The sequence below is a fragment of the Blautia sp. AF17-9LB genome (assembly GCF_003479185.1).
In the GTDB taxonomy this organism is placed as follows: domain Bacteria; phylum Bacillota; class Clostridia; order Lachnospirales; family Lachnospiraceae; genus Fusicatenibacter; species Fusicatenibacter saccharivorans.
Window position 1 is genome coordinate 111511 of sequence record NZ_QUGU01000006.1, and the last position, 26002, is coordinate 137512.

30 protein-coding genes and 1 tRNA gene are annotated in these 26002 nt (G+C 51.1%); 4 read left to right on the forward strand and 27 right to left on the reverse strand.

Annotation, left to right across the window (positions count from 1 at the left end):
- Positions 1-6: 6 nt before the first annotated feature.
- The 22 genes from modB to DWX00_RS08305 all read right to left on the reverse strand — a co-directional run bounded on the left by modB (position 7) and on the right by DWX00_RS08305 (position 18321).
- Positions 7-711, reverse strand: coding sequence for a molybdate ABC transporter permease subunit (gene modB, locus DWX00_RS08200; RefSeq protein WP_118595023.1), 705 nt, complete (start codon positions 709-711; stop codon positions 7-9).
- A 153-nt stretch (positions 712-864) separates the two neighbouring features.
- Positions 865-1812 (reverse strand): molybdate ABC transporter substrate-binding protein, encoded by a 948-nt coding sequence (gene modA, locus DWX00_RS08205; RefSeq protein ID WP_118595025.1) that lies wholly within the window; start codon positions 1810-1812, stop codon positions 865-867.
- Between the two features lie 26 nt (positions 1813-1838).
- Positions 1839-2861: an XdhC family protein gene (locus DWX00_RS08210; RefSeq protein WP_055266414.1), complete on the reverse strand. Its 1023-nt coding sequence runs from the start codon at positions 2859-2861 to the stop codon at positions 1839-1841.
- A 29-nt stretch (positions 2862-2890) separates the two neighbouring features.
- Positions 2891-3328 carry an MOSC domain-containing protein gene (locus DWX00_RS08215; protein WP_022462461.1) on the reverse strand — a complete coding sequence of 146 codons (438 nt, stop codon included), beginning with the start codon at positions 3326-3328 and terminating at the stop codon, positions 2891-2893.
- Positions 3329-3365: 37 nt separating this feature from the next.
- Entirely contained in the window at positions 3366-4337 is a 972-nt protein-coding gene (moaA, locus tag DWX00_RS08220) for a GTP 3',8-cyclase MoaA (RefSeq protein WP_117509363.1), read from the reverse strand.
- Between the two features lie 3 nt (positions 4338-4340).
- The gene (locus DWX00_RS08225; protein ID WP_118595027.1) at positions 4341-5366 is read right to left on the reverse strand and encodes a molybdopterin-binding protein; all 1026 of its coding nucleotides are present in this window, start codon (positions 5364-5366) and stop codon (positions 4341-4343) included.
- A 29-nt stretch (positions 5367-5395) separates the two neighbouring features.
- Entirely contained in the window at positions 5396-6241 is an 846-nt protein-coding gene (yqeB, locus tag DWX00_RS08230; protein WP_022462464.1) for a selenium-dependent molybdenum cofactor biosynthesis protein YqeB, read from the reverse strand.
- A gap of 151 nt (positions 6242-6392) precedes the next feature.
- Complete coding sequence (locus tag DWX00_RS08235; RefSeq protein WP_022462465.1) at positions 6393-6764, reverse strand: winged helix-turn-helix domain-containing protein; 372 nt, start codon at positions 6762-6764, stop codon at positions 6393-6395.
- 15 nt (positions 6765-6779) lie between these two features.
- The gene (locus DWX00_RS08240) at positions 6780-7016 is read right to left on the reverse strand and encodes a DUF3343 domain-containing protein (RefSeq protein WP_022462466.1); all 237 of its coding nucleotides are present in this window, start codon (positions 7014-7016) and stop codon (positions 6780-6782) included.
- Between the two features lie 57 nt (positions 7017-7073).
- Positions 7074-8222 (reverse strand): aminotransferase class V-fold PLP-dependent enzyme, encoded by a 1149-nt coding sequence (locus tag DWX00_RS08245; RefSeq protein WP_118595029.1) that lies wholly within the window; start codon positions 8220-8222, stop codon positions 7074-7076.
- Positions 8219-8833 carry a sulfurtransferase-like selenium metabolism protein YedF gene (gene yedF, locus DWX00_RS08250; RefSeq protein ID WP_334294816.1) on the reverse strand — a complete coding sequence of 205 codons (615 nt, stop codon included), beginning with the start codon at positions 8831-8833 and terminating at the stop codon, positions 8219-8221. The genes DWX00_RS08245 and yedF overlap by 4 nt, the downstream gene beginning before the upstream one ends.
- A 26-nt stretch (positions 8834-8859) precedes the next feature.
- Positions 8860-9903, reverse strand: a complete 1044-nt coding sequence (gene selD / locus DWX00_RS08255; protein ID WP_118595031.1) for a selenide, water dikinase SelD — start codon at positions 9901-9903, stop codon at positions 8860-8862.
- A 21-nt stretch (positions 9904-9924) separates the two neighbouring features.
- A complete protein-coding gene (locus tag DWX00_RS08260) occupies positions 9925-10440 on the reverse strand; it encodes a MogA/MoaB family molybdenum cofactor biosynthesis protein (RefSeq protein WP_117509367.1) in 516 nt (171 codons plus the stop codon).
- Positions 10441-10443: 3 nt separating this feature from the next.
- Positions 10444-10932 carry a cyclic pyranopterin monophosphate synthase MoaC gene (moaC, locus tag DWX00_RS08265; RefSeq protein WP_022462471.1) on the reverse strand — a complete coding sequence of 163 codons (489 nt, stop codon included), beginning with the start codon at positions 10930-10932 and terminating at the stop codon, positions 10444-10446.
- A 25-nt stretch (positions 10933-10957) separates the two neighbouring features.
- Complete coding sequence (yqeC, locus tag DWX00_RS08270) at positions 10958-11794, reverse strand: selenium cofactor biosynthesis protein YqeC (RefSeq protein ID WP_117760641.1); 837 nt, start codon at positions 11792-11794, stop codon at positions 10958-10960.
- Positions 11795-11932: 138 nt separating this feature from the next.
- Entirely contained in the window at positions 11933-12667 is a 735-nt protein-coding gene (locus DWX00_RS08275) for an immunoglobulin-like domain-containing protein (RefSeq protein ID WP_117760639.1), read from the reverse strand.
- 5 nt (positions 12668-12672) lie between these two features.
- A complete protein-coding gene (locus DWX00_RS08280) occupies positions 12673-13374 on the reverse strand; it encodes a polysaccharide biosynthesis tyrosine autokinase (protein ID WP_055227943.1) in 702 nt (233 codons plus the stop codon).
- 15 nt (positions 13375-13389) lie between these two features.
- Positions 13390-14133: a YveK family protein gene (locus tag DWX00_RS08285; protein ID WP_055228010.1), complete on the reverse strand. Its 744-nt coding sequence runs from the start codon at positions 14131-14133 to the stop codon at positions 13390-13392.
- A 19-nt stretch (positions 14134-14152) separates the two neighbouring features.
- Complete coding sequence (locus DWX00_RS08290) at positions 14153-14881, reverse strand: CpsB/CapC family capsule biosynthesis tyrosine phosphatase (protein WP_055227942.1); 729 nt, start codon at positions 14879-14881, stop codon at positions 14153-14155.
- A gap of 189 nt (positions 14882-15070) precedes the next feature.
- On the reverse strand, positions 15071-16252 hold the full coding sequence (locus DWX00_RS08295) for a MerR family transcriptional regulator (RefSeq protein ID WP_117802055.1): 1182 nt from the start codon (positions 16250-16252) through the stop codon (positions 15071-15073).
- Between the two features lie 58 nt (positions 16253-16310).
- A complete protein-coding gene (gene rfbB, locus DWX00_RS08300; RefSeq protein WP_022461570.1) occupies positions 16311-17333 on the reverse strand; it encodes a dTDP-glucose 4,6-dehydratase in 1023 nt (340 codons plus the stop codon).
- Positions 17334-17481: 148 nt separating this feature from the next.
- Positions 17482-18321, reverse strand: a complete 840-nt coding sequence (locus DWX00_RS08305; protein WP_118595033.1) for a MerR family transcriptional regulator — start codon at positions 18319-18321, stop codon at positions 17482-17484.
- Between the two features lie 185 nt (positions 18322-18506).
- On the opposite strand from DWX00_RS08305, the gene DWX00_RS08310 reads away from it, so the two are divergent.
- Positions 18507-19859, forward strand: coding sequence for an MATE family efflux transporter (locus DWX00_RS08310; protein ID WP_118595034.1), 1353 nt, complete (start codon positions 18507-18509; stop codon positions 19857-19859).
- Between the two features lie 83 nt (positions 19860-19942).
- Here the strand turns inward: DWX00_RS08310 and DWX00_RS08315 are convergent, their stop codons facing one another.
- From DWX00_RS08315 to DWX00_RS08330, 4 genes are all read right to left on the reverse strand, one after another.
- Complete coding sequence (locus DWX00_RS08315) at positions 19943-20197, reverse strand: DUF6171 family protein (protein WP_117813736.1); 255 nt, start codon at positions 20195-20197, stop codon at positions 19943-19945.
- A 61-nt stretch (positions 20198-20258) separates the two neighbouring features.
- Positions 20259-21761, reverse strand: coding sequence for an alpha-N-arabinofuranosidase (locus tag DWX00_RS08320; protein ID WP_118595035.1), 1503 nt, complete (start codon positions 21759-21761; stop codon positions 20259-20261).
- A gap of 200 nt (positions 21762-21961) precedes the next feature.
- Positions 21962-22035 (reverse strand) — tRNA-Arg (locus tag DWX00_RS08325).
- Positions 22036-22188: 153 nt separating this feature from the next.
- Positions 22189-22704 (reverse strand): transcription repressor NadR, encoded by a 516-nt coding sequence (locus tag DWX00_RS08330; RefSeq protein ID WP_055220692.1) that lies wholly within the window; start codon positions 22702-22704, stop codon positions 22189-22191.
- A 220-nt stretch (positions 22705-22924) separates the two neighbouring features.
- Between DWX00_RS08330 and sigG the strand changes: the two genes are divergently transcribed.
- Entirely contained in the window at positions 22925-23710 is a 786-nt protein-coding gene (sigG, locus tag DWX00_RS08335) for an RNA polymerase sporulation sigma factor SigG (protein ID WP_055220491.1), read from the forward strand.
- A gap of 10 nt (positions 23711-23720) precedes the next feature.
- Here sigG and DWX00_RS08340 read toward each other — a convergent pair whose 3' ends face one another.
- Positions 23721-24524: an AraC family transcriptional regulator gene (locus tag DWX00_RS08340; RefSeq protein ID WP_117509373.1), complete on the reverse strand. Its 804-nt coding sequence runs from the start codon at positions 24522-24524 to the stop codon at positions 23721-23723.
- Positions 24525-24654: 130 nt separating this feature from the next.
- Between DWX00_RS08340 and DWX00_RS08345 the strand changes: the two genes are divergently transcribed.
- Together DWX00_RS08345 and DWX00_RS08350 are read left to right on the forward strand one after the other, a co-directional pair.
- Positions 24655-25785, forward strand: coding sequence for a glycoside hydrolase family 27 protein (locus tag DWX00_RS08345; RefSeq protein ID WP_118595036.1), 1131 nt, complete (start codon positions 24655-24657; stop codon positions 25783-25785).
- Positions 25785-25976 carry a hypothetical protein gene (locus DWX00_RS08350; protein ID WP_022461561.1) on the forward strand — a complete coding sequence of 64 codons (192 nt, stop codon included), beginning with the start codon at positions 25785-25787 and terminating at the stop codon, positions 25974-25976. Before DWX00_RS08345 ends, DWX00_RS08350 begins: the two co-directional genes overlap by 1 nt.
- Positions 25977-26002: the final 26 nt, after the last annotated feature.

Genomic DNA, 26002 nt, shown 5'->3' on the forward strand with positions numbered 1-26002 from the left:
TATCCTCTACCACTGTTTCTGATTTTTCTTTCTCCGGTTACCCAGAAGGTTCATTGCCGTCATCGCAAGGAATCCGACGAGCAGTACGACAACAGACCAAAAACCCGCCGTTTTATAATCCCCGTCCTGAATCACCATTGCGATTTTCTGGGAAACGGTACCCGTCTTTCCCGGAATATTTCCGGCCAGCATCGACGTCGCACCGTACTCACCGAGCGCCCTTGCAAATGCCAGTACCGTACCGGAGAGCACGCCGGGACCTGCCGATGGGATGACCACTTTCCAGAAAATCTTCCACTCCGACATACCAAGCGTCCGCGCCGCATAGATCAGGTTCGTATCCACCTGCTCAAATGCCGCTCTCGTATTGCGGTACATCAGCGGAAACGCGATAATCGTTGCCGCCAGAATACAGCCAAGCCATGTCTGTACTGCCTTGATACCGAAATTCTCATACAGTGCAGCACCAAACGGACGGCGGAGGCTGAAAATCAGAAGCAGGAAAAAGCCTGCAACGGTCGGCGGCAGAATCATCGGAAGTGTCAGAAAGCCGTCAATTACGGCACGCGCGCCGGGACGCAGCTTCATCACCGCACGCGCGGCAAAAATACCAAAGAAAAAGGACAGAATCGTCGCCACAATACCGGTCTTGATCGAAATGACAAGCGGGCTCCAGTCCAGTGACTGTAAAAAATCCAGTATTTCCTGCATAACATTTCCTTTCTATCCATGGCAGCCCTGCATACCTGCATCACGCATCCTGCCCGGATTTTCTCTGATGCAAAACCACCGTCCGTAGAAACGAAATCTTTCTTTTTCGGACGGTGATTCCAAATCCCTGCTGTTTTTTGTGGGATCTTCTTTTTATTCTACCTCTGTATCAAAGTAATAATTCCGGAAGATGGCGGCTGCCTCATCAGAAGTCAGAAACTCTACAAAGTCTTTCGCTGCTGCCTGCTCGGTCTCATCTGCCTCTTTGTTGACAACCTGTGCTGTCGGGTAGATGACATTTCCGGTCAGATCGTACGGAACGACCTGCAGAACCTTCAGACGGTCCTCCAGACCGTAGGTATCGGAATAATAAACCGTACCAACCTCGTTGGATCCCTCTGCAACTGCGGAAGTAACGGCTCCTACGTTTGCACACTCATTGATTTCCACGCCGCCGAGCGCTTCGGAAACCTGCTGGGTTGTGATAGCCGATACGTCGTCTGCTTTCTCCAGAATGCCTGCATTGACCAGTGCTTCTCTTGTGTATTTTCCAACCGGAACGGAACCGTCTGCCAGTGCGATGCTGGATGCCTTGTTCAGATCCTCCAGGCCCGTAACTTCTGTATTGTTTCCCTCATAGGTTACAACGCAGACCTGATTGTTTACGATGTTGTGACGGGTTCCCTCAACCAGGAGATTCTCACCCTCAAGCTGATCCATCTGTTTTGCTGCTGCGGAGAAGAATACGTCGCAGGATGCACCCTCTTCGATTTGTGTCATCAGGGTTCCTGAGCTGTCATAGCTTCCAACCAGTTTGACATTCGGCTGGGTCTTATTGTACTCGATGATCAGCATCTCCATTACGGAGTTCAGGCTCTTTGCGGCAAATACGGTGACGGTGGTATCGTCAAATACTTCGCCGTCTGCTGTGCTCTTGGCGCTGGATGCGCTCTCTGCTTCCGAAGAAGCGCTGGATGCAGATGTGCTCTCTGCCTTGGAGCTGCTCTTACTGGAAGAATCTGTGGAATTGGAAAATCCGCATGCGGCAAGAGAAAGTGCCATAGCTGCCATCAGAAGAATGGATACGGTTTTCGTTTTCATGATAATTGACTCCTCATTTTGTATATTTACGTATGAAGCGCCGGATGTGCACCTTTTCGTTTTCCGGTTTTTGCTGACCGGATCTGAATGAGCTGTGCGGCAATGCTGATTGCAATCTCCGCCGGCGTCTCGCTTCCGATCTCGATTCCGATCGGGGCATAGACACTGTCGAGCTGTTCTCCGGTAAAACCCTGCGCTTCCAGTTTTTCGCGCACATACTTTGTCTTTCTGCGGCTTCCCACCACACCGATGTACGACGCGCCGGTGCGAAGTGCAAACGCCTCGGCATCCGCATCGCACCGGTGGCCGCGTGTCACAATCACGAGATAATCATTTTTCCGGATCGAAAGAATCTCGTCCAGTTTCGTAAAATCCACCAGCATGGTCTGCCCGGCATCCGGGAACAATGCTTTGTCCACATATTCCTCCCGGTCATCGAGTACGATACAGCAGAAATCCAGATGATGCAGCACCGGAACGAGTTCCTGGGCCAGATGGCCGCCGCCGAACAGATAAACCTTTCCGTCGTAGCAGAATTCCTCGGCGTAATACGTTTTCCCGTCCAGTTCCAGAATCCGGCAGTGGCCCGCTTTTTCCTGTGCCGCCGGAAGCATTTCCCACGCTTCTTTTTCCAGCACGCGGATGCCGGTTCCGTCCAGCGCAAAAAAAATCCAGTAACTGCGGTACTGCTCCTGCGCCGCAAGTGCCTGCGCCAGACTTTCTGCTTCGCCGTGCGCTCCATTCATAAAATAGAAGCACACCTTCACTCTGCCGCCGCAGACCATGCCAAGCCCCTTCCCCTCTCCGGTTCCGAGATCGTATTCTCTGTATTCACTTTTCTTCTCCTGCACCAGCTCCTGCGCATGCAGAACCGCCTGATATTCCAGGTTTCCGCCGCCGATAGTTCCGAAAATCCGTCCTTCCCGGCCGACCAGCATATAGGCGCCCGTCGTGCGCGGAATGGAGCCGTCCCCTTCGGTGATAAAGGCAAGAACCGTGTCCTGTCCCTCTTCCAGCTGTGCAAGCAGTTTCCGGTAAAGTTCGTCCATGTTTCCTCTCCTTGTGTCTGATCGCTGGTCTACTTTTCCGTCACCAGTTCGATGGTGTCACCCTTTTGAATCGTGCCGCCGCGCAGCACCACCGCGAAAACGCCCTCCCGCGGCATGATGCATTCACCCATGCGTTTGAAAATCTCGCAGTGGCTGTGGCACTCCTTTCCGATCTGCGTCATCTCAAGCAGCGCATCCCCGCAGGAAAACCGCGTGCCGACCGGCAGATTCCGGAAATCATATCCTTCCACGATCAGGTTTTCCCCGAAGGCGCCGAGCGGAATATCCGCCCCTTTTGCACGGAAGGCTTCTATTTTTTCATACGACAAAAGGCTCACCTGGCGGTGCCAGTGCCCGGCGTGTGCATCGCCCTCGATGCCCCAGTCTTCCACCAGCTTCGCCGTTTCCACCTCGTGCTTTGCCGTTCCCCGTTTTTCACTGATACAGATTCCTATGATTTTTCCCATTTCTTTTGTTTCCTCTTCTTTTCGAACCGCCGTCATTTCATCCGCCGATACCGGACATCAGGTGGTGCTCTGTCATATCCTTCGGCCGCTCAAAGCAGTGTTCCATCGGCTTTTTTAAGATTGCCTGTGCCATCACATCCCGCAGATCCGCCGCCGTTCCGTTCTGCAGAACCTCCCGCAGATCCACGCCGTTCTCATAGCAGAGACAGAGCTTTAAAAAGCCGCGGCTTGTCAGCCGTACGCGGTTGCAGCTTCCGCAGAACTTTCCGTGGATCGCGCTGATAAAGCCGACGGGCATCGACAGCTTTTCGTACCGCACATAAGCCGCAGGACCGTTTCCTTCTTTTTCCTGGTCCGGCGTACATGCCCCATACCACTGTTCCAGCTCTGTTTTCAGCGCCTCATTCGACGGACCCACGTACGATTTTCCGGCGCCCACCGGCATCACCTCGATGAACCGCACCGGGACTTTTTCCTGCTCTGCAAATTCAATCAGTTCCTGCGCATGCAGTTCTTTTCGATGCACCGCATTCAGCTTCACTAAAAGACCCGCCTCTTTGGCCGCGCAGATGCCCTGCTTTACCTGCTCCAGCGCATCGCGTCCGGTAAGCGCCGCAAACTCTGCCGCATCCACTGTATCCAGGCTCACATTCACGCTGTCACAGCCGGCCGCCTTCAGATCCCTCGCACACGATGCCAGGCGCACGCCATTCGTCGTGATCCCAACGGATGCGGTGCCCGGCACTGCTTTTATTTTCTGCACCAGCTCCACGCACTCTTTTCTTACCAGCGGTTCTCCTCCGGTAATCCGGTAATGCGTGATGCCAAGCCCAGCCGCGGCGTGCACAATCTTCAGCATCTCTTCGACGGTAAGCGGTGGATTCTGTTCCGCCTGCTCCAGTGCACAGCCCGCCGCACTCTCCGGCATACAGTACCGGCATCTCAAATTGCACGCGTCCGTGATGGAAATCCGCAGGTAATCTATCGTTCTGCCATACTGATCCTTCATCGTTTATCTGCCTTTTCCAAAACCGCAGTTCGGGAAGGTGCAGACCTTGCAGTTCAGGCAGAGACCGCCCTCGCCAAGACCGGCCAGCTCCTCCGCTGTCACCTCATCATCTGCAATGAGGCGCGGCAGGACAAGATCGAAAATCGTCCGTTTCGAATACATGACGCATCCCGGCAGGCCGACGATCGGTGTTCCGTTTTCGGCATACGCCAGAAGGAACATGGCTCCCGGCAGCACCGGCGCGCCGTAGGAAACGATGCATGCTCCGGTATTTTTGATCGCCAGCGGTGTCTTGTCGTCCGGATCCACACTCATTCCTCCGGTGCAGAAGACAAGATCGGCACCCGCTTCCATCGCGCGGCGGCATCCGTCTGTGATCTTCGATGCATCATCATCGTAAACCTCATGAAAGATCATCTCCGCGCCGAATTCTGCCAGCTTTTCCTGGATAACCGGTGTGAAGGTGTCCTCGATCCGATGGTAATACACTTCATTTCCCGTTGTCAGAACCGCAAATTTTTTCTTGTGGAACGGCTTTAAGGTCAGGATCGGCCCGTAGGAACAGACTGCCTGTGCCGTCTCCATCTTCTCTTTTTTGATGACGAGCGGAATAATTCTTGTTCCCGCCAGTTTGTTGCCTTTTTTCACGTATGTATCACCGTGGCGCGTCGCAATCATCATCTCGCCGAGGCTGTTTACTTTTTTCAGCTTCTCGCGGTCCACTTTCAAAAGACCGTCGCAGTCCGCGATCAGTTCAATTTTTCCTTCTTTGACATCGGACGGATGCATGTGATCGTTTTTACATATATCGTAAAGAATCTGTGCCGCCTCATTTTCATGCAGCATTGTATCGTCCTTTTCCCAGATGTAAATGTTGTCCTTTCCGACACTTAACAGCACCGGAATATCTTCTTCTGTAATGATGTGGCCTTTGCGGAATACCGCATCTTTTGTCACACCTTTGATAATCTGTGTAATATCGTGGCAGAGCACCTGGCCTACCGCGTCTTCTGTTTTCATCAGTTTCATCTGAAACGCCTCACTTTTTCTATTTGAATCTATTCCAGTTCCCCGCAGATCACTTCCAGCACGCTTCCGGCGATGCACCGCGCCTTATCGGAAATCGTGAAGCAGTTCTGCAGTTCTTCTTTCCGCGGATCGATGTCCGCAATCTTAAATCCCTTCGTCACCGGATAGCCGTCGCGGATCAGCCCGCGCAGCAGACCGGAGAGAGATGCTTCCACAGGTACCGTCCCGTTTTCTGTCTCAATCTCTGCAATCACAGCCCTGGCTTCCACAATGTCTCCGATCGAAGCCGCATTCCGCAGAATACCTTCCGCCTGTGCATGCATCACACGCTCTTTTCCGTACCCGCCGATGATGCCCGGAATGCCAGTGTTCGGAACCGCGCTTCCGCTTCGGATCACGCGTCCAAGATTATGACCGCGCTTCGTCTCAATTACAACATCCACATCTTCCCCTGCCGTAAAGCCCGGTCCGAGGGCAATCACAAGCGGCGCCATCTCTTTTGTCGTCCCGAGATTTTTCTTCGCCAGAATCGCATCGACCACGACGGCCGGGCGAAGTGCTGCAATGCTTAGTCCCGCCGGATCCACGAGCACCGGAACACCATCTTTCTTCCAGATCCGTTCCATTTCCTGTTCCAGAAGTTCTTTCCGGTTCTTTTTCTCTGCGAGATCCACGTCCATGCGCACGGCTTCCACGTCCTCTACCCTGGCACTGCCGGCATATACCGCTTCGCTCAAAGCCACCTGCCGCCGGATCGCCGCCGGGTGCTCTGCTTCCAGAACCAGCAGACGAAAGCCCGCTTTTTTCAGACGATGGATCGTACCGGTTGCAAGATCTCCTGCTCCCCGTACCACGATCAGATCTTTCTTTTTCATCTTCGCTGTCTTCCTTCTTTCGTTTCAGCAGCCGCCGTTTTCTTCCGTCTTCCGCGGTCTGCCTCGTTATTCTCGTGCGAGAATAACGCTTTTTCCATTAATAAAAATACAGGAAAGGACCCGTTTTGTCAACGTGTCCCCGTAAAAAATGTTATTTTTCTTCTGTTCCAAACCACTTCTGAAACGACGCATCGGCGCCTGCGCGGACTTCTTGTTCAAACTTCCGGTACCGCTTCAGGAATTCTTTTCCCTCCGGGGTCAGTACCGTCTGGCCGCCGTTGCTGCCGCCCCGGTTGCCCTGTACCAGCGGGATGCCGAGATCCTCCTCGGCGCGCTTTAAGATTTTCCATCCCTTCGAGTACGCCATCTGCATGCATTTGCAGCCCTTCGAAAGGGAGCCGGTTGCTTCCACATGCTCCATCAGCTCCGCCACACCGGGACCGAAGGCATGATCCGTCCGGCTGACGCGCAGCCGCATGTCGTACCGCAGCTTCTGTCGTAATGTTTCTTCTTTTTCTTCCATTTCCACCTCACACCTCTACAACAGCACACGGTACTCCGCCTCATAGGCAAGTCCCGCCGTCTGAAGTGCCGCAAGGATTTCTTTTCCCTCTTCCGGCGCTGCTTTCCAGGAAAGGCCGCAGCCCGCCGTAATTTCCCGCGGAACGGGGATCATCCTTCCCGGCAGGCCGTGCGCTCTCGCATACTGCTCCATCTGCATCGCCTGCGTTGTCCCCGCAAACGTCAGAATCCAGGTTTCTTTTCGCTGTCTCATATCGTTTCTTCCTTTTTCCAGCTTCTTTTGTATCCCGGATGCCGGCTGCCGCCTCTCTCACTGCTGCATTTCTTCTTCGGCAAACTCCCGCAGAGCCTGCGCGGCAATCCGGACTTCTTCTTCCGTCAGTACATGGGAAAAGCTGAACCTCACGGCTCCCTGCTCCCGTGTCCCGAATGCTTCGTGCATCAGCGGCGCGCAGTGTGCCCCGCTTCGGACTGCAATACCATAGTTCTCATACAGCCAGTCGCTGACATATCCCGAATCACAGGAGCCGATGTTTAATGCCGCCGTTGGTACCCGCTGCTGCAGATCGTCTGTTCCATATAAAGTAAGTCCCGGGATTCCCTGAATTTCCTCCAGAAAGAGGTGCATCAGCTCCCTCTCTCTTTTGTAAATCATTTCAATCCCCGTCTTCTCCAGATATTCCAGCGCTCCCAGAAGTCCCGCAATTCCGTGGACATTTAAAGTTCCCGCTTCCAGGTGCTCCGGCATCGCCGCAGGCTGTTCTTTTTCATAGCTTCGGATTCCGCTTCCGCCCATTTTGAGCGGCCGGATCGAAAGTTCGGGACGGACGTAGATTCCGCCGGTTCCCTGCGGCCCTAATAGTCCCTTGTGGCCGGAAAAGCAGAGCACGTCGATCCCGCTTTTCTGTACATTGATCGGCAGAATCCCCGCTGTCTGCGCCGCATCGACGATCAGAAGCAGGGAATGGTGTTCCGCAATTTCGCACACCCGCGCAAGATCCGTGATATTTCCGGTCAGGTTGGAGGCATGCGTAACGACAAACGCTTTCGTGTTTTTCCGCACTGCCGCTTCCATCTGATCGTAATCGATCCTTCCAGATACATCCGCCGGAATCACGGAAAGCTCCAGTCCCTGTTTTTCCAGTGCATACAGCGGGCGCAGAACGGAATTATGCTCGCAGACTGTCGTGATCACATGATCCCCCGGCCCGAAGAGTCCGAAAATTGCCGTGTTCAGTGCCTCCGTATCGTTGCACGTAAATGCAATCCGCTCCGGACTCTCCGCGTGAAACAACTCTGCCAGCCGCATTCTCGTCTCAAAGACGATGCGGCCCGCATCCAGTGTCGCATCGTGTGCACCGCGGCCTGCATTTCCACAGCCGTGCAGTGCCTGGATCATACGCTCCTCTGCTTCTTTTGGATGCCACAGCGACGTTGCCGCCGAATCGAGGTAAATCATGGCTTAATCACGCGGTCTGCGCTGCTCATGCGCTCCACGATGTCATACATGTTGGTCACACTGCCGACCTGCAGCTTTTCGGTGATGCCGTAGAAGTTCAGGCATGTTCCACAGGTCAGAATTTCAACGCCGCGCGCTGCCAGATCTTTCAGATCCTCCAGGGACTCGGAACCCTCGCAGGTCAACTTTGCACCGCCGTTGTAGAACAGAATCGTATCCGGCAGCTCATCCTGCTGGGTCAGTGCATAAAGGAAGCTCTTCATCAGAATTTTACCCAGCTCCTCGGCTCCTTCGCCCATATGGTCTGCAGAAAGAACGACGAGTTTTGTTTTCTTTGCCGCCGGTACGAGGCATACGGTTTTCTCTTCTGTTTCAGCCGGCTCTGTTTCCGATACGGTGAACTCCACATGATACTCTTTTTCTTTCTTCTCTTTTACCAGAAAGCCATATCCTTTCTGCTGCGCCATTTTTTCCAGGTTCTGCACGGCGATTTCATTATCCACCAGAACCTCCACTTTTCCGCTTCCCGCAAGTTCTGCAATCGCATTTTTTGCCTTTACCAGCGGTACCGGGCACACATCACCCATTGCGTTTACTGTCTTTTTCTCCATCTCTGCCATTTTTCATCCTCCCTGCCTTACCATTTCTTGCTCTGTGTCACATAAATTTCGGTTCCTGCCGGCTCTGTGATTTTTCCAACGATTGCTGCCGGAATCCCCTGCTCCAGCAGTTTTCTCTGCATTTTTTCTGCATCCACGGCATCCACGGCCATCAGAAGCCCTCCCGATGTCTGCGGATCAAACAGCACCTCCTGCATGCCGAACGGTATATCCTTAAAGGTCACATGCTGCTCCAGATGATTCCGGTTCCGCTGGCCTGCCGCAGTGATCAGAAACTCCTCCGCCGCTTCCACAGCCCCCGGGAACACCGGAATCTGATCCGCCCAGATATGGCAGGACACGCCCGACTCCATCATCTCATGCAGATGTCCTAGGAAACTAAAGCCCGTTACATCGGTACAGGCATGAATGTTATACTTCCGTGCCGTCTCCGAGGCGTACTTATTCAGCGTCATCATCGATTCCACTGCCTTTTGAAATCCACCCGGGTTTTCCTCCCCGACGCGGTGCGCCGCACAGAGAATGCCGGTTCCGAGCGGTTTCGTCAGAATGAGCAGATCACCCACGCGGCCCGTATTGTTCTGCCAGATCCGGTCCGGATGCACGGTTCCCGTGACAGAAAGGCCGTATTTTACACTGTCATCCGCAATCGAATGACCGCCGGAGAGCGATCCGCCCGCCTCCTGCACCTTTTCCGCGCCGCCGCGCATGATTTCTCCGAGGACATTCAGATCCATCTGTTCCGGAAAGCAGACGATATTCAGGGCTGTCCGCACCTCTCCGCCCATCGCATAGATGTCGCTTAAGGCATTCGCCGCCGCAATTTTTCCAAACGTGTACGGATCCTCCACCACCGGCGGAAAGAAATCCAGCGTCTGGACCATCGCAAGGTCGTCCGTCAGCCGGTAGACGGATGCATCGTCTTTGCTGTCATAGCCCACCAGCAGATTCGGATCCTTTTCCCCTTTCGGCAGCTTCTCCAGAATATGTTCGAGCACGCCTGCCCCGAGCTTTGCCGTACAGCCGCCGCTCTTACAGAAAATAATTTTTTCTTCTTCCATCGTTACCTGTTCCCTCTTTTTTCAGCTTCTTCCGCACTCTCCGTCCGTTCCGCGCAGAAGTCCCAACGCATGCGGCAGGGTATCAAGTACAAATCCAAGACTCTCTTCCACCGCCTTCGGGCTTCCCGGCAGATTGATAATCAGCGTCCGATGACGGATTGCACTCACTGCCCGGCTCAGCATCGCCCGTTTTGTGATCGCCATGCTGCCCGCGCGGATCGCCTCCGCGATGCCAGGTGCCACACGGCCGGATACCGCCAGAGTTGCCTCCGGTGTCACATCCCGCATGGAAAATCCCGTGCCGCCTGTCGTGAGGACAAGATCGCACTGCTCCAGATCGGCAAGCCGGATCAGTTCCTCCTCGATCATCGCCCGCTCATCCGGCAGAAGACGCATCGAAACGACCTCATACTGCTCCGCCGGAAGCAGCTCTTTGATCCTTGGGCCGCTCTTATCCTCGCGCTCGCCCTGATATCCTTTGTCACTTAACGTTACAATTCCCACCCGGAAAACCGGGAAATCTTTCTTTTCTGCCATGCTTTATTTTTCCTCTTTCTGATAGATATAATGACCGCTCTTTCCGCCGTCCTTTTCCAGAATGTGGATATCACGAATCACCATGCCGCGGTCCATCGCCTTGCACATATCGTAGATCGTGAGCAGCGCTGTGGAAACGCCAGTCAGCGCCTCCATCTCCACGCCGGTCTTTCCGACACATGATGTGGTGCACACGGCCGTAATAGAATTTGTATTCTCGTCCGTGGTAAATGTCACTTCGCAGTTCGTCAGCGGCACAATGTGGCACAGCGGAATCAACTCCGCATTCTTCTTCGCCCCCATGATGCCTGCCAGCCGTGCAACGCCGAGCACATCGCCTTTTTTTGCCGTATGATCCCGCACGGCTGCAAATACCTCCGGGCTTACCTGTATGGTTCCCGTCGCCGATGCTGCCCGGTACGTGTCCGGCTTCTCATGGACATCAACCATGACGGCGCTGCCGTCTTTCTTAAAATGGGTAAATTCCGCCATCTGTCTCCTCCATTCTATTTCCGTTTTATTCTCCGGGTTCCCACTCTTCTTCCGCTTCACGCACGGGAAGCTCTGCTCTCCCATACCAGGGATTCGTGTTCTCACCGCTTTGTCTTCTGTTTCCTGTCGCGCACGTAACCAGAACATGCTCGATCCCCTGCCTGCGCAGCAGCTCCACAAGTTTCTCTGCGGCCGCCCGGTGTTCTTTTTCCTCATACTGGTGCAGTACCGCATAAAACGTTCTGCCTTTCAAATCCTTCTGCTGTCCCTGTTCCGATGCGATCAGCCGTGCCAGATCTTCTTCCGTGATATGGTGTTCCATCGTACAGCCAAGCAGTTCCGCCGCCCGTTCTGCCCGAAAGCAGCCCTTGCCAAGCGGCTGTCCCAGTGCCGAAAGACCTGTCACACCAATCACAAGATCTGAAGAGGAAAGCAGCGCCGGTTCATGTTCCGCCGGTGCCTTGCACGGCAGGTGCCTCGCGCCGTCCGCCTCGATCAGCGTCAGATCGGCCTTTTTGCGTGCCGCTTCAAATAGTTCCGTTTCCGGCATGGAAAGCTTTTCCGTATCCCGGCAGGCACTCCCGATAATCGCTGCGCGGCCTGTGCGAAATTTTCTTTCGACCGCTTCCAGACTCTGGTCATGCCATTCCTTCGGCGGACGGTAAATGTGCGTCGAAGTTGTCACCAGTACCTTCTGATCGTTTTTTACGCAAAAGCCTGCCATCTCGTACAGCAGCGTCGTTTTTCCGCCGCCGCCGATGATAGAAACTACATAGTTCTTTTCCTTTAAAAAGGGGAACGCCGTTCCCATTCCTACCGGCTCCAGCTTCTGTTTTTCTGTTTTCTGCCAGATTCGAAGCATCTCCTCTGCCCCCTTCTGCCGTCTTTCTTTCTCACTCTACCATACTCATTTTGGGCTGTCAAATTTTACTCGCGCCGTAAAAACTTGAAAAAAGAACTGCCCCGATCGGGCATCCCCATCAGAGCAGTTCTTCTATTCTTACTGAACGTGTACGGTAAGCACCGCTGCATTTGATCTGTTTCCATCGCTGTCCGTCACATGATACGTCAGCGTGTAATCTCCCGGCACTGCAGTATCCACATCGCCGTCGATCTCAATCTGGTTAAAGAGTGACTCCTGGCTGTCTGCATCATCGGTCATCTCTTTGATATAGCTGGTTTTGTCCAGATCGTTTCCGGCTTCCACTGTTACTTCATACGTATTCAGGTACAGTTTTGGGCTTTCCGCCGGCAGTGCTTCGATTTCCATCTGCGCATCTGTCTCATTTTTTGTGCCCTCTGTGTCATTCTGCTGCGGCTCCTCTGTTGCCGGTGCAGACTCATCTGCCGCCCCACTGTTATCCGTTTCCTGCGTAGCCTCATTTTCCGCCGGGGTATCTTCCGCTGCAGCTTTATAATTCACGCGGCGTGTTGCTTTTGATACATTATTGTGACTGTCCTTTGCCGCATAGACAACCGATGCACTGGTATGGTCATCGTTCGGGAAAATGTTTTCAATCATCAGCGAATCTGTCACATCTCCGTCTTTCTCATCCGTTGCAGTAACGCCTTCCAGCAAAGGCGCTGTATCACTGCCTTCCTCATACGTTACATCCCCATCAGCTGGAAGCTCGATTTCCGGGCCTTTTCGGTCGTCCGTCACTACGACAGCTGCTGTACCGGCTCCTAGCGCCACGCACAGGACAATCAAACCTGCAACAATCCCTTTTTTCATGGCAGTTAATCGTCCTCCTCCTGGCCGTAATCTCCATATTTGTACTGACCGTATTTTCCGTATTTACCATACGCCTGTTTCTGCATATCCACCTTGTTCAGGACAACGCCAAGCAGCGGGCAGTTACTTCTCTCGAGCTGGCTCTTTACTTCCTGTGCAAAACGATAGCTGATCACACCGGACTCAATGACCATGATTGAACCATCACAGATTTCTGCAACGATTGCACTGTCGATAACGCTTCCAAGCGGAGGAGTATCCACAATCACATAATCGTAAACTTTACGAAGTGCATTTAAAAGACTTCGGAAGTTCTTTCCCCCCAGAAGCTCTGCCGGATTCGGCGGAAACGGGCCGGAATAAATCATGTAAAAGTTCTTTACATTGGTAGAACAGATGACATCCTCCAGAGTTGCCTGACCGGACAGGAAGTGTGCCAGTCCGCGAACAGATTTCTGTGTTTTCGTTCTTCCAAGAAGAACCGATTTCCGAAGATCGGCATCGATCAAAATCACTCTTTTTCCGCTCTCTGCAAGAGAAATGCCGAGCTGCATAGAAACACTGCTCTTTCCCTCATTTGGTGTACAGCTTGTAACCGCGATTACTTTCTTATCTTCTCCGCAGAACTGAAGGTTGGTCCGAAGAGATTTGTAGGCTTCCACAATCTGATAGCCTGATTTTTCCTGTTTTACTACTACCTGATTCACGTTCCGTATCCTCCCTTATTTCTTTCTTCCACGGCCGTTTTTGTTTTTCTTCTTGCTCTTTTTCTGTCCTTCTGCAAGAGGAATTATGCCGAGTGTACTGACACCCAGATAACGTTCTACATCTTCGGAGGTCTGGATGGTGTCATTTGTCAGATAAACAATAATGATGATGACAATCGCGATAAATGCACCTGCTATTGCACCGATCAGCCCGTTTTTCTTAATACTTGGGCTTACCGGCTCATCTGGAATATTCGCCTCATCTACCACATTTACAGCTTCTGTGTTCATAACGTTCTGAATATGATCTGATGCTGCTACACGGATTGCATCCGCCATCTGGCTTGCTACATACGGATCTTCGTCTTTTACTGTAATCGAAAGGATACGCGTATCGTTCTGTGTAGTAACAGTAATTTTGTTCAAAAACTCCTCATAGGTAAGATCCAGATTTAACTGTGCAATAACGGTTTCAACAACCTGACGGCTCTGAATCAGCTCCGCATAGTCTTTGGTTAAAAGAGAACTTGCCTGCAGATCTCCACTTGTTACAGTACTGCTGCTGTCCTGTTTTGACAGTACATACATTTTTGTCGTCGATTCATACTGCGGCTTCATAAATACTTTGCTGACCAGTACCATCAGAAGGCCAAGTGCCAATGCAGCTAAAATCACATAGCCAATTTTGCTCCAGAGCACACGAAGCAGTTCCAGTAAATCGATTTCAATTTCATCCTGATTCTGTTGATTCGTTTCCATCTTCTTCTCCTGACTTTTTTTAGATTTCTCCGGCATCCCTTAAGATTTCCATCGGATTATCGTGGAAAATCCTTTCGGCATATGCCTCTCCCATTTTTTTTGAAACATAGGCAGCGCCTGCTCCTATGTTGGGAATACGTGTTTTTGTGTTGTGGGAATCGCTGCCGACAAAACCGAGCAGATCTTCCTTCATCAGTTTTCTGCAGTAGCGTTTTGCCCCCCACGTATACTTTCCAAGTATACTTTCCACATTCACCTGCAGTCTTGCGCCCATATCCACCAGATCGCTGGAAAATCCGACGCTCTTTACCGTTGCCTGATAGCGCTCCACATGCGCGATAATCGGTTCATAACCGCAGGACAGTACATTGTAGACTCTCTCACGGATATGCTGTGCGGAATCTCCCTCGGAAAATTCCAACAGAACATAGGATGAACCGGCCATGGTCACATATTTCCGTTTTTCCAGGATATCCTGAAGATCCATGTTCGAGTGAAGTTCACACCCGAGATAAAGCGACATATCCGGATATTCCTTTTTTGCCGCTTCCTGCAGTTTCAGAAACTGCTCATGTACCTTTTTTGCCGGTGTTTCAAACATCCGCCGCCGATAATGCGGTGTGATGATAATCTTCCTGACCCCGTCCTCGTGCTGCATTTTCAGCATCGCCAGCGACTCTTCCAGGTCAGCTGCACCGTCGTCTACCCCCGGGACCATATGGCAGTGTACATCAAATAATTCCTTCATACCTTATCCCTCTTTTTGTGTTCTTTCTTCAAGTCACGCATACTTAGACATTCTACTTTAGTATACATCCTTTTGTGATCTCTGGCAATACAAAAAACATACTCTGTATTTATTTTTTAACATTTTTGTCAAACTTGCCTAAAATGAGGGATAAAAAAGAGACCTCCATTTTCATGTCGGCCTCTCCCGTTATTTTCTGCAGATGAAAACCCCTGCCTCTTTTGTGATCGCAATTCCGCCGTGTTTCTGAATTTTCTTTTCCAGAAATTCTTTGAATTCCCGCTGTCTCGGATACAGATACTCATTCTGATTTCCATGGCAGGAAAGGATATAGTCCAGAAGCGGCTCCGGCCGGTCGACCCAGAGACTGTCCTCGTAGATTCTTTTCTCTACGCTGCCAAAATAAGGCTTTAACTGCTTTTCTCCGTGATCCAGACCAAAAATAGTATACAGCGCCACCTCCGAAAGATTGATCTGCGGATCAAACTCCTGTACCAGATCGGTAATCTCTTTCATATGGCCTTTTCCATACGTACTGCAGTAGAACACGCCGTCATCTGAAAGCACACGGCTGATTTCCTGCAGACCGCGGGACAGATTCTGGACATAGAACAAAACATGATTTGCAATAATCCGGTCGTATTCCGCATCCGGAAACGGAAGCTTCTGGCAGTCCAGTGTCCGGAAATCAAAACAGGATGCCTTTTCTTCTCCCAGATTTTCCGCCGCATCCCGGATCATGCCGTCCGACAGGTCAGACAGACAGATATACTTTCCTTTCAGCACGGATGGCTCCGCTTTTTTCCAGAGCTGTCCGTTTCCGCAGCCAATCTCCAGAATCCGGCGCGCACCGTCAAAATCCATCTGTTCCAGAAGCCACGGGAACCATCCCTTTTTATTTTGGGAATACTGCTCGTGCAGCGAAATACGGATATTCAGGTTTTCCCCGTTTTTGTACTGCTCCACCAGCATCTTTTCCATATCGGTCAGATGAATCAGGTTCAGAATGCCGGTCCAGTCGATCTGGTTCGTCTCCTCCAGAATCTGTGTCGTATTCTGCAGCGCCTTTTCCATCTGTTCCAGATTTTCCATCTTCTTGTGCACAAGTCCGATCTGCATTTTCAATGATTTCAGAATATCCGCACTCGTATCGTGAATCGTCATATTTCCGATCTCATTCAGGGAAAATCCGAGATATTTCAGCGATAAAATTTTCTGCAGCTTCAGAAAATCCTCATCCGAATACATCCGATAACCGGATTCGTTAATAAAGCTCGGCTTCAGCAGCCCTTTTTTGTCGTAATAGCGAATTGTCCGAATGGTCACATGGGCCATCCGGGCAAATTCACCAGTGGTATAATATTGATCCATATCCACCACTCCTTCGCAAAAGCCGCTTTTTGCGGCCTTTGCATTTCACTTTTCTCTCTTACAGACGGTCTTTGTACATCTCAGCAAAGTAGTTCTGATACTCACCGCTGATGATGTGTTTCCACCAGTCTTCATTGTCCAGATACCACTGGATTGTCTGTGCAATTCCGGTATCGAAATTGTATTTTGGTTTCCATCCAAGTTCAGTCTCGATCTTGGTCGGGTCGATTGCATATCTTCTGTCATGGCCCGGGCGGTCTTTTACGTATTTGATCAGAGATTCTGGTTTGTCCAGAGCTTTCAGGATGGTCTGTACTACCTGAAGGTTTGTTCTCTCGTTGTGTCCGCCAATGTTGTAAACCTCGCCTACTTTACCTTTATGGATAATCAGGTCGATTGCTTCACAATGGTCGGATACGTGCAGCCAGTCTCTGACATTCTCACCGTTTCCGTATACCGGAAGCTCTTCGTCTGCCAGTGCGCGGCTGATCATAAGCGGAATCAGCTTTTCCGGGAAGTGATACGGGCCGTAGTTGTTGGAGCATCTGGAAACGGTAACCGGGGTACCGAAGGTTCTGTGGTAAGCCAGTACAAACAGGTCTGCGCTTGCCTTGGATGCAGAGTACGGGCTGGAGGTGTGGATCGGGGTATTCTCTGTAAAGAACAGGTCCGGGCGATCCAGCGGAAGGTCTCCGTAAACTTCATCGGTAGATACCTGATGATATCTCTTTACGCCGAATTTTCTGGAAGCATCCAGCAGTACACGGGTTCCCATTACGTTGGTCTGAACAAAGATGCCAGGATCCTCGATGGAACGGTCTACATGGCTCTCTGCTGCGAAGTTGACAACAACGTCAAATTTCTCTTTTTCAAACAGATCCATGATGAAAGCTTCGTCTGCGATATCACCTTTTACAAATTTGTAGTTCGGTTTGTCCTCAACCGGTTTCAGAGTCTCCAGGTTTCCCGCATAGGTCAGCAGGTCCAGGTTTACGATCTGATAGTCCGGGTATTTGTTTACCATGTGATGTACGAAGTTTCCGCCGATAAATCCGGCTCCGCCTGTTACTAATACTTTCATGCTTTTTCTCCTTTTTGGTGTGTTTATCGTCTCAGTTTTATGTCAATTCAACTTGTTGTACCCTCACTATAATGGGTGACGTTGCGTCATGGTCAAGAGGAGAATGAAAAAAGTTTGTGAAAATCTTGTTTTTTCCCCTCCTACCTGTCTATCTTAAAATTTTTACGGCGATTCTCGTAATATACTGTTCCATTTCCTGACTGGTCAGCGCGTCCACCATATATTCCTCATAAAAGCGGTCGTCCAGCAAAAGTCTCTGTTCCGTGGCATACCGGAACAGCTTCCGGTACGCCGCTTCAATTCCCTGCCATGGTCCTTTATAATAATAACAAAGATACTCTCCCTCCAGCCGAACCGTGTATCGCACTTTCGCCGGCACACGATCAAAAATCAGATAAAAATCACGGTAATCCAGAAAATTCCCCGTTTCCAGTGTTTCCCGTTTCTGAACAAACCCCACATTATACGAACTTCGATTTCCGTATTGCCCGCAGTAAGCATAGAGCTCTCCGATTTTCTGATTGACTGCCAGATTATCCGCTGATTCGCTGTGATTTGTGACAAGATACTGCAATGGCAGGGTATGAATCCCCACAGGACAGAAGGGATTTTTTTCAAACGCCTCACGGCATTCCGCCGATGCCTGTGCCAGAAACCGCTTCTTTTCCCCTATCCAGCGCTGCATCTCGCGGAGCCGCTGCATTTTTTCACGCACCACCTTCTCCTCCTGTTCCAGCAGTACTCCGAATTTTTCGGGACTTCGCTGTTCCAGATAATTTCGAATCTCTGCCAGCGGCATGCCCAGCTCCCGCAGCATTCCGATCACATCAAACGTTTCCATCTGATCCATCGCATAATACCGGTAGCCGTTTGTCCCTCTTCTTTTTGGTACGAACAGCCCAATCTCATCATAATGGAAGAGCGTTTCCTTTGTCGTGCCTACCAGCGCTGCAAATCGCCCCGCGCTTAAATACTCCTGTTTTCCCATTTCTGACTCCTTTTCCTGAATATGTGCTCTCGGAATTTTTCCTGTTTTTCACCTTTTTTGCACTTGACTATAGGGTTACCCTATCCTTTATAATAGCAAACGATTCAAATTTTCACAAGAAATCTTTCCCATCTAAAGCGTGTCTGAAAAAGGCTTTTCACACATAAAAAAGGAGGTTTTTGATTATGAGCCAGTCACTCGCCAAGGATTTCAACTTCCGCTCCCTGCTGAAGTTTGCGTTTCCATCGATCATCATGATGATCTTTATGTCTCTCTACAGTATTGTGGATGGCTTTTTCATCGCACAGTACGTGGACAGCATGGCGCTTTCCGCCGCCAATATCGTCTATCCTGCCGTCAGCATTCTTCTTGCCGTCGGCATCATGTTCGGTACCGGAGGCAGCGCCGTTGTCGCCGCAAAGATCGGACAGGGAAAACTGGAGGAAGCCAACCGTAACTTTTCTGCCCTTACCCTTACCACACTGATCATCGGTATTCTGGGCGCAGTGCTCGGCAACCTGTTTTGCCGTCAGATCTGCAGTCTGCTCGGTGCAACACCGGTGCTGATGGATTACGGTACCGCCTATCTGCGGACGATCCTTTCCTTTGCCCCGGTCTGTCTTCTCCAGGCGCTGTTCCAGTCCTTCTTTGTAACGGCAGGGCGCCCGGGACTCGGACTTTCCCTTACGGTGTCCGCCGGCATTACCAACATGATTCTGGACTATCTGTTTGTCGTCCCGCTCCATCTCGGTGTTGCGGGAGCGGCCCTTGCCACCGGCCTTGGCCAGTGTATCCCGTCCGTTGCCGGTATTTTATACTTTACCTTTGCCCGAAAAGGCCTTCGTTTCACCAGGCCGGAGTTTTCCAAAGGCCTGCTCTCCACAAGCTGCTTCAACGGTTCCTCCGAGATGGTCAGCAATCTTTCCGCAGCCGTTGTCACTTACCTTTTCAACATGCTGATGCTGAAATTCGAGGGCGAAATCGGTGTTGCCGCCATCACGGCGATTCTGTACGGACAGTTTCTCTTTGTTGCGCTGTACCTCGGCTACAGTATCGGCGTTGCACCTGTGTTCAGCTTCAACTACGGCAGCCGGAACAAACAGCGGCTGATCCGGCTTTACCGCATCAGTATCCGCTTCGTCGTGGTAAGCTCTGTGATCATTGCACTTGTGGCTGCCTTCGGTTCTCCTGTTATTTCCGCCGTTTTCATGCAGAAAGGCACGTACGGCTTTGAACTGACACGCCACGGCGGATATCTGTTCTCCATCGCTTACCTGTTCTGCGGTACGAATATCGTCGCCTCCGGCATTTTTACGGCACTGTCAGACGGAAAGACCTCTGCTTTGATTTCTTTTTTGCGAACCTTCGTCTTTATCGTTCTCTCCGCGCTGCTTCTGCCGCTCGTGCTTGGCACCAACGGTGTGTGGCTGTCGATTCCGGTCGCCGAATTTCTGACGCTGTTCATCTCCGTGCCGAAGCTGTCCCGCTATTTCAAGGATCCGAAAGTCGCAACGGAGACGCAAACAAGTCCCAACTGATCTTACCGACTTCGCTGATTCTCAAAACCCCGCACAGGGATCCGTTGTTTTCACAGGATCCGCTGTGCGGGGTTTCTCTTTTGCTACCACTTTTTCCCCGGGCAGTCCCGCAGTGCAATCGCTGCCCGCATCTCCACGTAGCAGCCGCACATGCGGCACATGCCGGACAGCAGCTTTTCGCATTCCTTACAGATCGAAAGCCGCCGCTCGTATTCCTCCCCCGGCGTTTTATCGTCCGCCGGAATTCTTGCAATATAATCGTACATATTCTGAAAAAAGCCTGCCTCGTCCATCTCACGAAGCAGGCATTTTTTACAGATCCTGGTATTTCCGTCCATCAAACTCCTCCGGAACCGAATCTTTTTTCATCCCAAATATCTTCTGGTTTTTATGGTTTCCCTATTTTACGGCGATATGAAGCACACTGCATGCCGGAATGGTAAAGGAAATTCCCTCTTTTGTTGCCTGCACACCGTCAAAGCCCTGAACGCCAACCGTCTCCGGCGCTTCAAAGGTGTTTTTATCCTGCATATGGCCGGTTACGATCTCGGCTTTGATCTCGCCGACTTCTTTTCCAAGAAGTACCGCCTCTACCAGATATGCTTTCTCCAGATCCACATTCGTCATCGTAATATGAAGTACACCGTTGGCATCTACCGAAACAGATTCCGTCAGATTCGGAACCATGTATTCGTCTTCCAGACCAACCTGCTCCGTTTCCAGAGAGCTTGCCAGAAGATCATTTTCCTGATGTACCTGATACAGATCGAAAACATGATACGTCGGAGTTTTGACCATCTTTTCCCCCTCTGTCAGGATCATCGACTGCAGAACATTGACCATCTGTGCGATATTTGCCATCTTGACGCGGTCGCTGTGTTTGTTGAAAAGATTCAGGTTGATCCCTGCGACCAGTGCGTCACGCATGGTATTCTGCTGATACAGAAATCCCGGATTCGTTCCAGGCTCCACATCATACCAGGTACCCCACTCATCCACGATCATGCCGACCTTTTTGTCCGGGTCGTACTGATCCATAATGGCGCTGTGACGGCGGATCAGCTCTTCCATGTACATCGTCTTTTTCATGGTCTTATACCAGTCTTTTTCCGCAAATTCCGTTGCACTGCCCTTGTGATCCCAGGTTTCCGGAACCGTATAGTAATGAAGGGACAGTCCATCCATCATGCCGTGCTGCTGCGGGGAGGTTCTGCGAAAGCATGCTTTCATCACTTCCTGCGTCCACTCATAATCATCCGCATTGGCACCGCAGGCAATCTTCCGGATCTTTTTGTTTCCATCGTAATCACGCACAAAGGTCTGATATCTGCGGTACATATTTCCGTAGAATTCCGGATTCATATTTCCGCCGCAGCCCCAGTTCTCATTGCCGACACCGAAGAAATCGACGGTCCACGGCTTTTCGTGGCCATTTTCCGCACGAAGGTCTGCCATCGGAGATACCCCGTCAAATGTCATATATTCAACCCACTCCGACATCTCCTGTACAGTACCGCTTCCCATATTTCCGTTGATATAGGTTTCACATCCGATCTGACGGCAGAGTTCAAAAAACTCGTGGGTACCGAAGCTGTTGTCCTCGACAACACCGCCCCAGTTGGTGTTGATCATTTTTTTGCGGCTTTCTTTCGGTCCGATACCGTCTTTCCAGTGATATTCATCTGCAAAACATCCACCCGGCCAGCGCAGTACCGGAACTTTGATATTTTTCAGTGCTTCAACAACATCGGTACGCATTCCGTTCACGTTCGGAATATCGGAATTTTCTCCTACATAGAGTCCTTCATAAATACATCTTCCCAGATGCTCCGAAAACTGTCCCTGGATTTCCTTATTGATTTTTGAAAGCTTTCTGTTCGCATCAATTACTAACTTAGCCATAACTTGTCCCCTTTCGAGATCTTAAATTTGGCTTTATTATAGGAGATGTATCTCACTTGTGTCAATGAGCGTACAAGTTGTTTCCCCATGATTTTTTCAAAAAGTGCGGCCGTCTGGCTGCTGACCAAAAGGCCGCTTGTTTTATTTTTCATTCTGCATACGAAAAAACCGCCCTGGTTTTCACCAGGACGGTTACCGTCCGTGCGTTAGAGGATTCGAACCCCCGACCTTTTGGTCCGTAGCCAAACGCTCTATCCAGCTGAGCTAAACGCACATTTCTTTGTCGCTTTAGAACTCTTTGTTTATCACTCGTTCCCGCTGACATCATGTATATTACACTATCCTAAGAGAAAAGTCAACACCTTTTTGAAAAAAATTTAAAATTTTTTCGAATAACAGTTTTTTGTGAAAATAAGGGCTTTTTCCCCTATTTCACAGTCCGCACCAGGTAGTCTTTCTTTCGCAGTTCCTCTTCAATCAGATCCAGGGTCTGCGCAGAGTCTGCCGATACGGTATGAAAATGTTCCCCTGATGTGATATTCTTCAGCGGCCGTGATTTTCCCTGCCGGATTTCTTCCATAAACAGTGCCACCTTATTTCGTGAACTGATATTAAGTTCCGCCCGCAGTTCTCCGTAAACCTCGTGACGCACAATCACATCCAGCACAACGCCGCCGAAATCCACAATTGTATTCAGCTCGTCCTGCATCTGCTCATCCGTGTGATTCACCTCAAAGACCCGCGTCTCTCTCACCGGGCTGCTGCAGATGTAGCCGCGGTTTGTCGCAATCACATCGTATCCGGCAGCGCGGATCAGGGCAATGTCCTGGACAATCACCTGACGGCTGACTTCACAGCTCTTCGCCAGCGCTGCACCGGAGACCGGCGTCTTACTGTTTGTTATTCTTTGAAGAATCTCTTCTCTTCGTTCCTTTCCACTCATCATAAAACAAGACCTCGCATTTCGTACACTTCCCTTATCTTATCACACTTTCCGCCGTTTCTACAATAGCAGGAAATCATTTTCCAAAAGCTTTGTCAAGGACTAAAACTTTATGAAATTTTCCGGGCTCTCGTATATTCGTCCCGCCAACTGCCAATCATGAACGTATAACAGTAACGAACGGTAACCATACGTTCCATGTTTCAGGAGGATGCATACCATGGCGATCAATAAAGTTGAACTGTGCGGAGTCAATACATCACGCCTTCCCGTACTGAATGCCGAAGAAAAAGAGACTCTGCTGAAAAAGGCCCGCGAAGGAGATGCTGCTGCCCGCGAACGCTACATTCAGGGCAATCTGCGCCTTGTCTTAAGCGTGATCAAGCGCTTCTCCAACAGCAGTGAAAACGCCGACGATCTCTTTCAGATCGGCTGTATCGGCCTGATTAAGGCGATTGATAACTTCGACACGACCTTAAACGTCCGTTTCTCCACCTATGCCGTGCCGATGATCATCGGTGAAATCCGGCGGTATCTGCGTGACAACAATGCGATCCGCGTCAGCCGTTCCCTCAGGGATACTGCCTACCGCGCCATCTGCGCCCGCGAACTTTATCTCAAGCAGAACCAGAAAGAGCCTTCGATCGAGGAAATCGCCGCTGAAATCGGCATTGGAAAAGAGGATATCGTCTATGCCCTCGATGCAATCCAAAGCCCAATGAGTCTGTATGAGCCCGTCTACACGGAAGGCGGCGATACCCTGTATGTCATGGATCAGTTAAGTGATAAGAAAAATAAAGAAGAAAACTGGGTGCAGAACCTCGCCCTGCAGGACGCGGTCGCCCGTCTCAATGAGCGCGAACGCCAGATCATCCGCATGCGTTTCTATGAGGGGCAGACCCAGATGGAGGTTGCCCGGGAAATCGGCATCTCGCAGGCGCAGGTCAGCCGGCTGGAAAAGTCCGCCCTGCGCTCTATGCGGAATTATCTCTCCGACGAGCGGTAACGCCCGCCGTTCACTGAATTTCTGCAAACTCCAGCCGGTAATCCGACGGCGGCATTCCATAGTGTTTCCGGAACACACGGGAATAGTAAAAGGGATCTTCAAATCCGCACGACAGCGCCGTCTGTTTGACCGTCATCCCCATCTGCAGCAGCTTTTCTGACTGCTGCAGCCGATATTCCAGCAGATACTGTCCTGGTGACCAGCCGATTTTCTTCTGAAACAGACGGTTCAGCGTTGTGCGGCTGACCGCCATTTTCCGCGCAATTGTCTCCGCGCAGAACTCACTCCTGTGATACCCTGCGGCAATCAGAGCCATCGCTTCCATAATCCGCGGATCCTCCTTCTTTCTCTCCTCCCGCTGCGGCTCCGCCAGATCCTGGTACACGCCCAGAAGCGCAAGCAGCACACCGACGGCCTCCTGGCTGTTCCGGCGATAGAGTTCCATCTGGCAGAGACGCTCAAAATACGGCAGAAGCCTTTCCTGACGGAGAGGCGGCGCCGCCGGCTGCTGTGGGTTCAGTACCGACCGTGCCAGAATCTGCCGGCATTGTTCCCCGACAAAATCAACCCACACATATTCCCACGGCTCGTTCTCATCCGGCGCGTACTGCACCACCTGCTCTGGACAGATTAAAAAGCTCTGTCCGGCGGTAAGCGTGTACGTCTTTTTCCCGCAGGTAAACGTTCCCTTTCCGCTTATAATATAATGTATAATATAGCACTGCCGTACACCCGGCCCCCAGGAATGCAGATCATGGCAGTCCTGCCGCCCGGCATCGACAGGCCGGATCCCGTTCATTTCTGATACAAGCATATTCTTTCCTTTTCCCGTATTTTATTCTTTATGAAGCAAAAATCCATGCTTTTGTCTTAAAATTCCATGGTTTTGCTCTGGAAATCCATCTATACTCAAAGTACATCAAAACTTACGGGAGGTCAATACTATGATCAAACTTACACCGCCGATGGGCTGGAATTCCTGGAACACCTTCGGAGAAAATATCAATGAAAAAATGATTTTTGAAACTGCTGATGTCATGGCCGAGAGCGGCCTGCGCGATAAAGGATACGAATATCTTGTCATCGACGACTGCTGGTCTTTACGTGAACGCGATGAAAACGGCCGTCTTGTGCCGGATCCGGAAAAATTTCCGTATGGTATGAAAGCCGTTGCCGATTACGTTCATTCCAAAGGGCTGAAATTCGGTATGTATTCCTGCGCCGGAAACATGACGTGTGCCGGCTACCCTGGCAGCTATGAGCACGAATTTGTCGATGCGGAAACTTTCGCATCCTGGGATGTTGATTTCTTAAAATACGACTACTGCTACCACAGTCCGATCCTGCACGGAAAATATCTGTACCGCCGCATGGGACTGGCACTCGAGAACTGCGGCCGCGACATTCTCTTCTCTGCCTGCTCCTGGGGTGCTGATGAAACGCATGAGTGGATCAAAGAAACCGGCGCTTCCATGTGGCGTTCCACCGGCGACATCTTTGATACCTGGGATTCTGTCAAAGATCTCGTGGCACAGCAGGAAAAACTGCATCCGTACAACGGCGTCGGCTGCTTCAACGATATGGACATGCTGATCGTCGGCATGCATGGAAAAGGAAATGTTGGACTGGCCGGCTGCAGCGATGTCCAGTATCAGACACACTATGCACTGTGGGCATTCCTTGGCTCCCCGCTGATGATCGGCTGCGACATCCGCGAGATGAGCGACGAAACCCGCCGCATTCTCATGAATGACGAAATGATCCGCATCAACCAGGATCCGCTCTGCCGTCAGCCGTATAAAGTGAAAAACCATGCATGGAATGACAACGTTCTGATTTATGTAAAAGCGCTCGCAAACGGAAATCTTGCTATCGGCATGTTCAATCTCAGTGATGAAAAATCGCGTGCAGCCATGAATCTGGATGAGATCGGCCTTCCGTTCTCCACTGGCCGTACTCTGGAACTTACTGAGGTCTGGACCGGCGAGAACCTGTGTGCAAACAATGCATCCCTTGTCACAGAACTCGAGCCGTTTGCATCAAAAGTATACCGTGCAAAGGTCGTAAAACTCTGATGGCACGCTGTATGCAGTGCGGCAAAGAACTCACACATAACGAGATCGGCGCCCACCGTAAATTTATCAACCGCGGCGCAGAACAGTTTTTCTGCAAGCAGTGTCTTGCCGAGCATCTCGGTGTAACGCCGGAGCTCATTGACGAAAAGATCGAACAGTTCAAGCGGCAGGGGTGTACACTGTTTGTATAGACCTACACTGTCTGAAATGCACACAG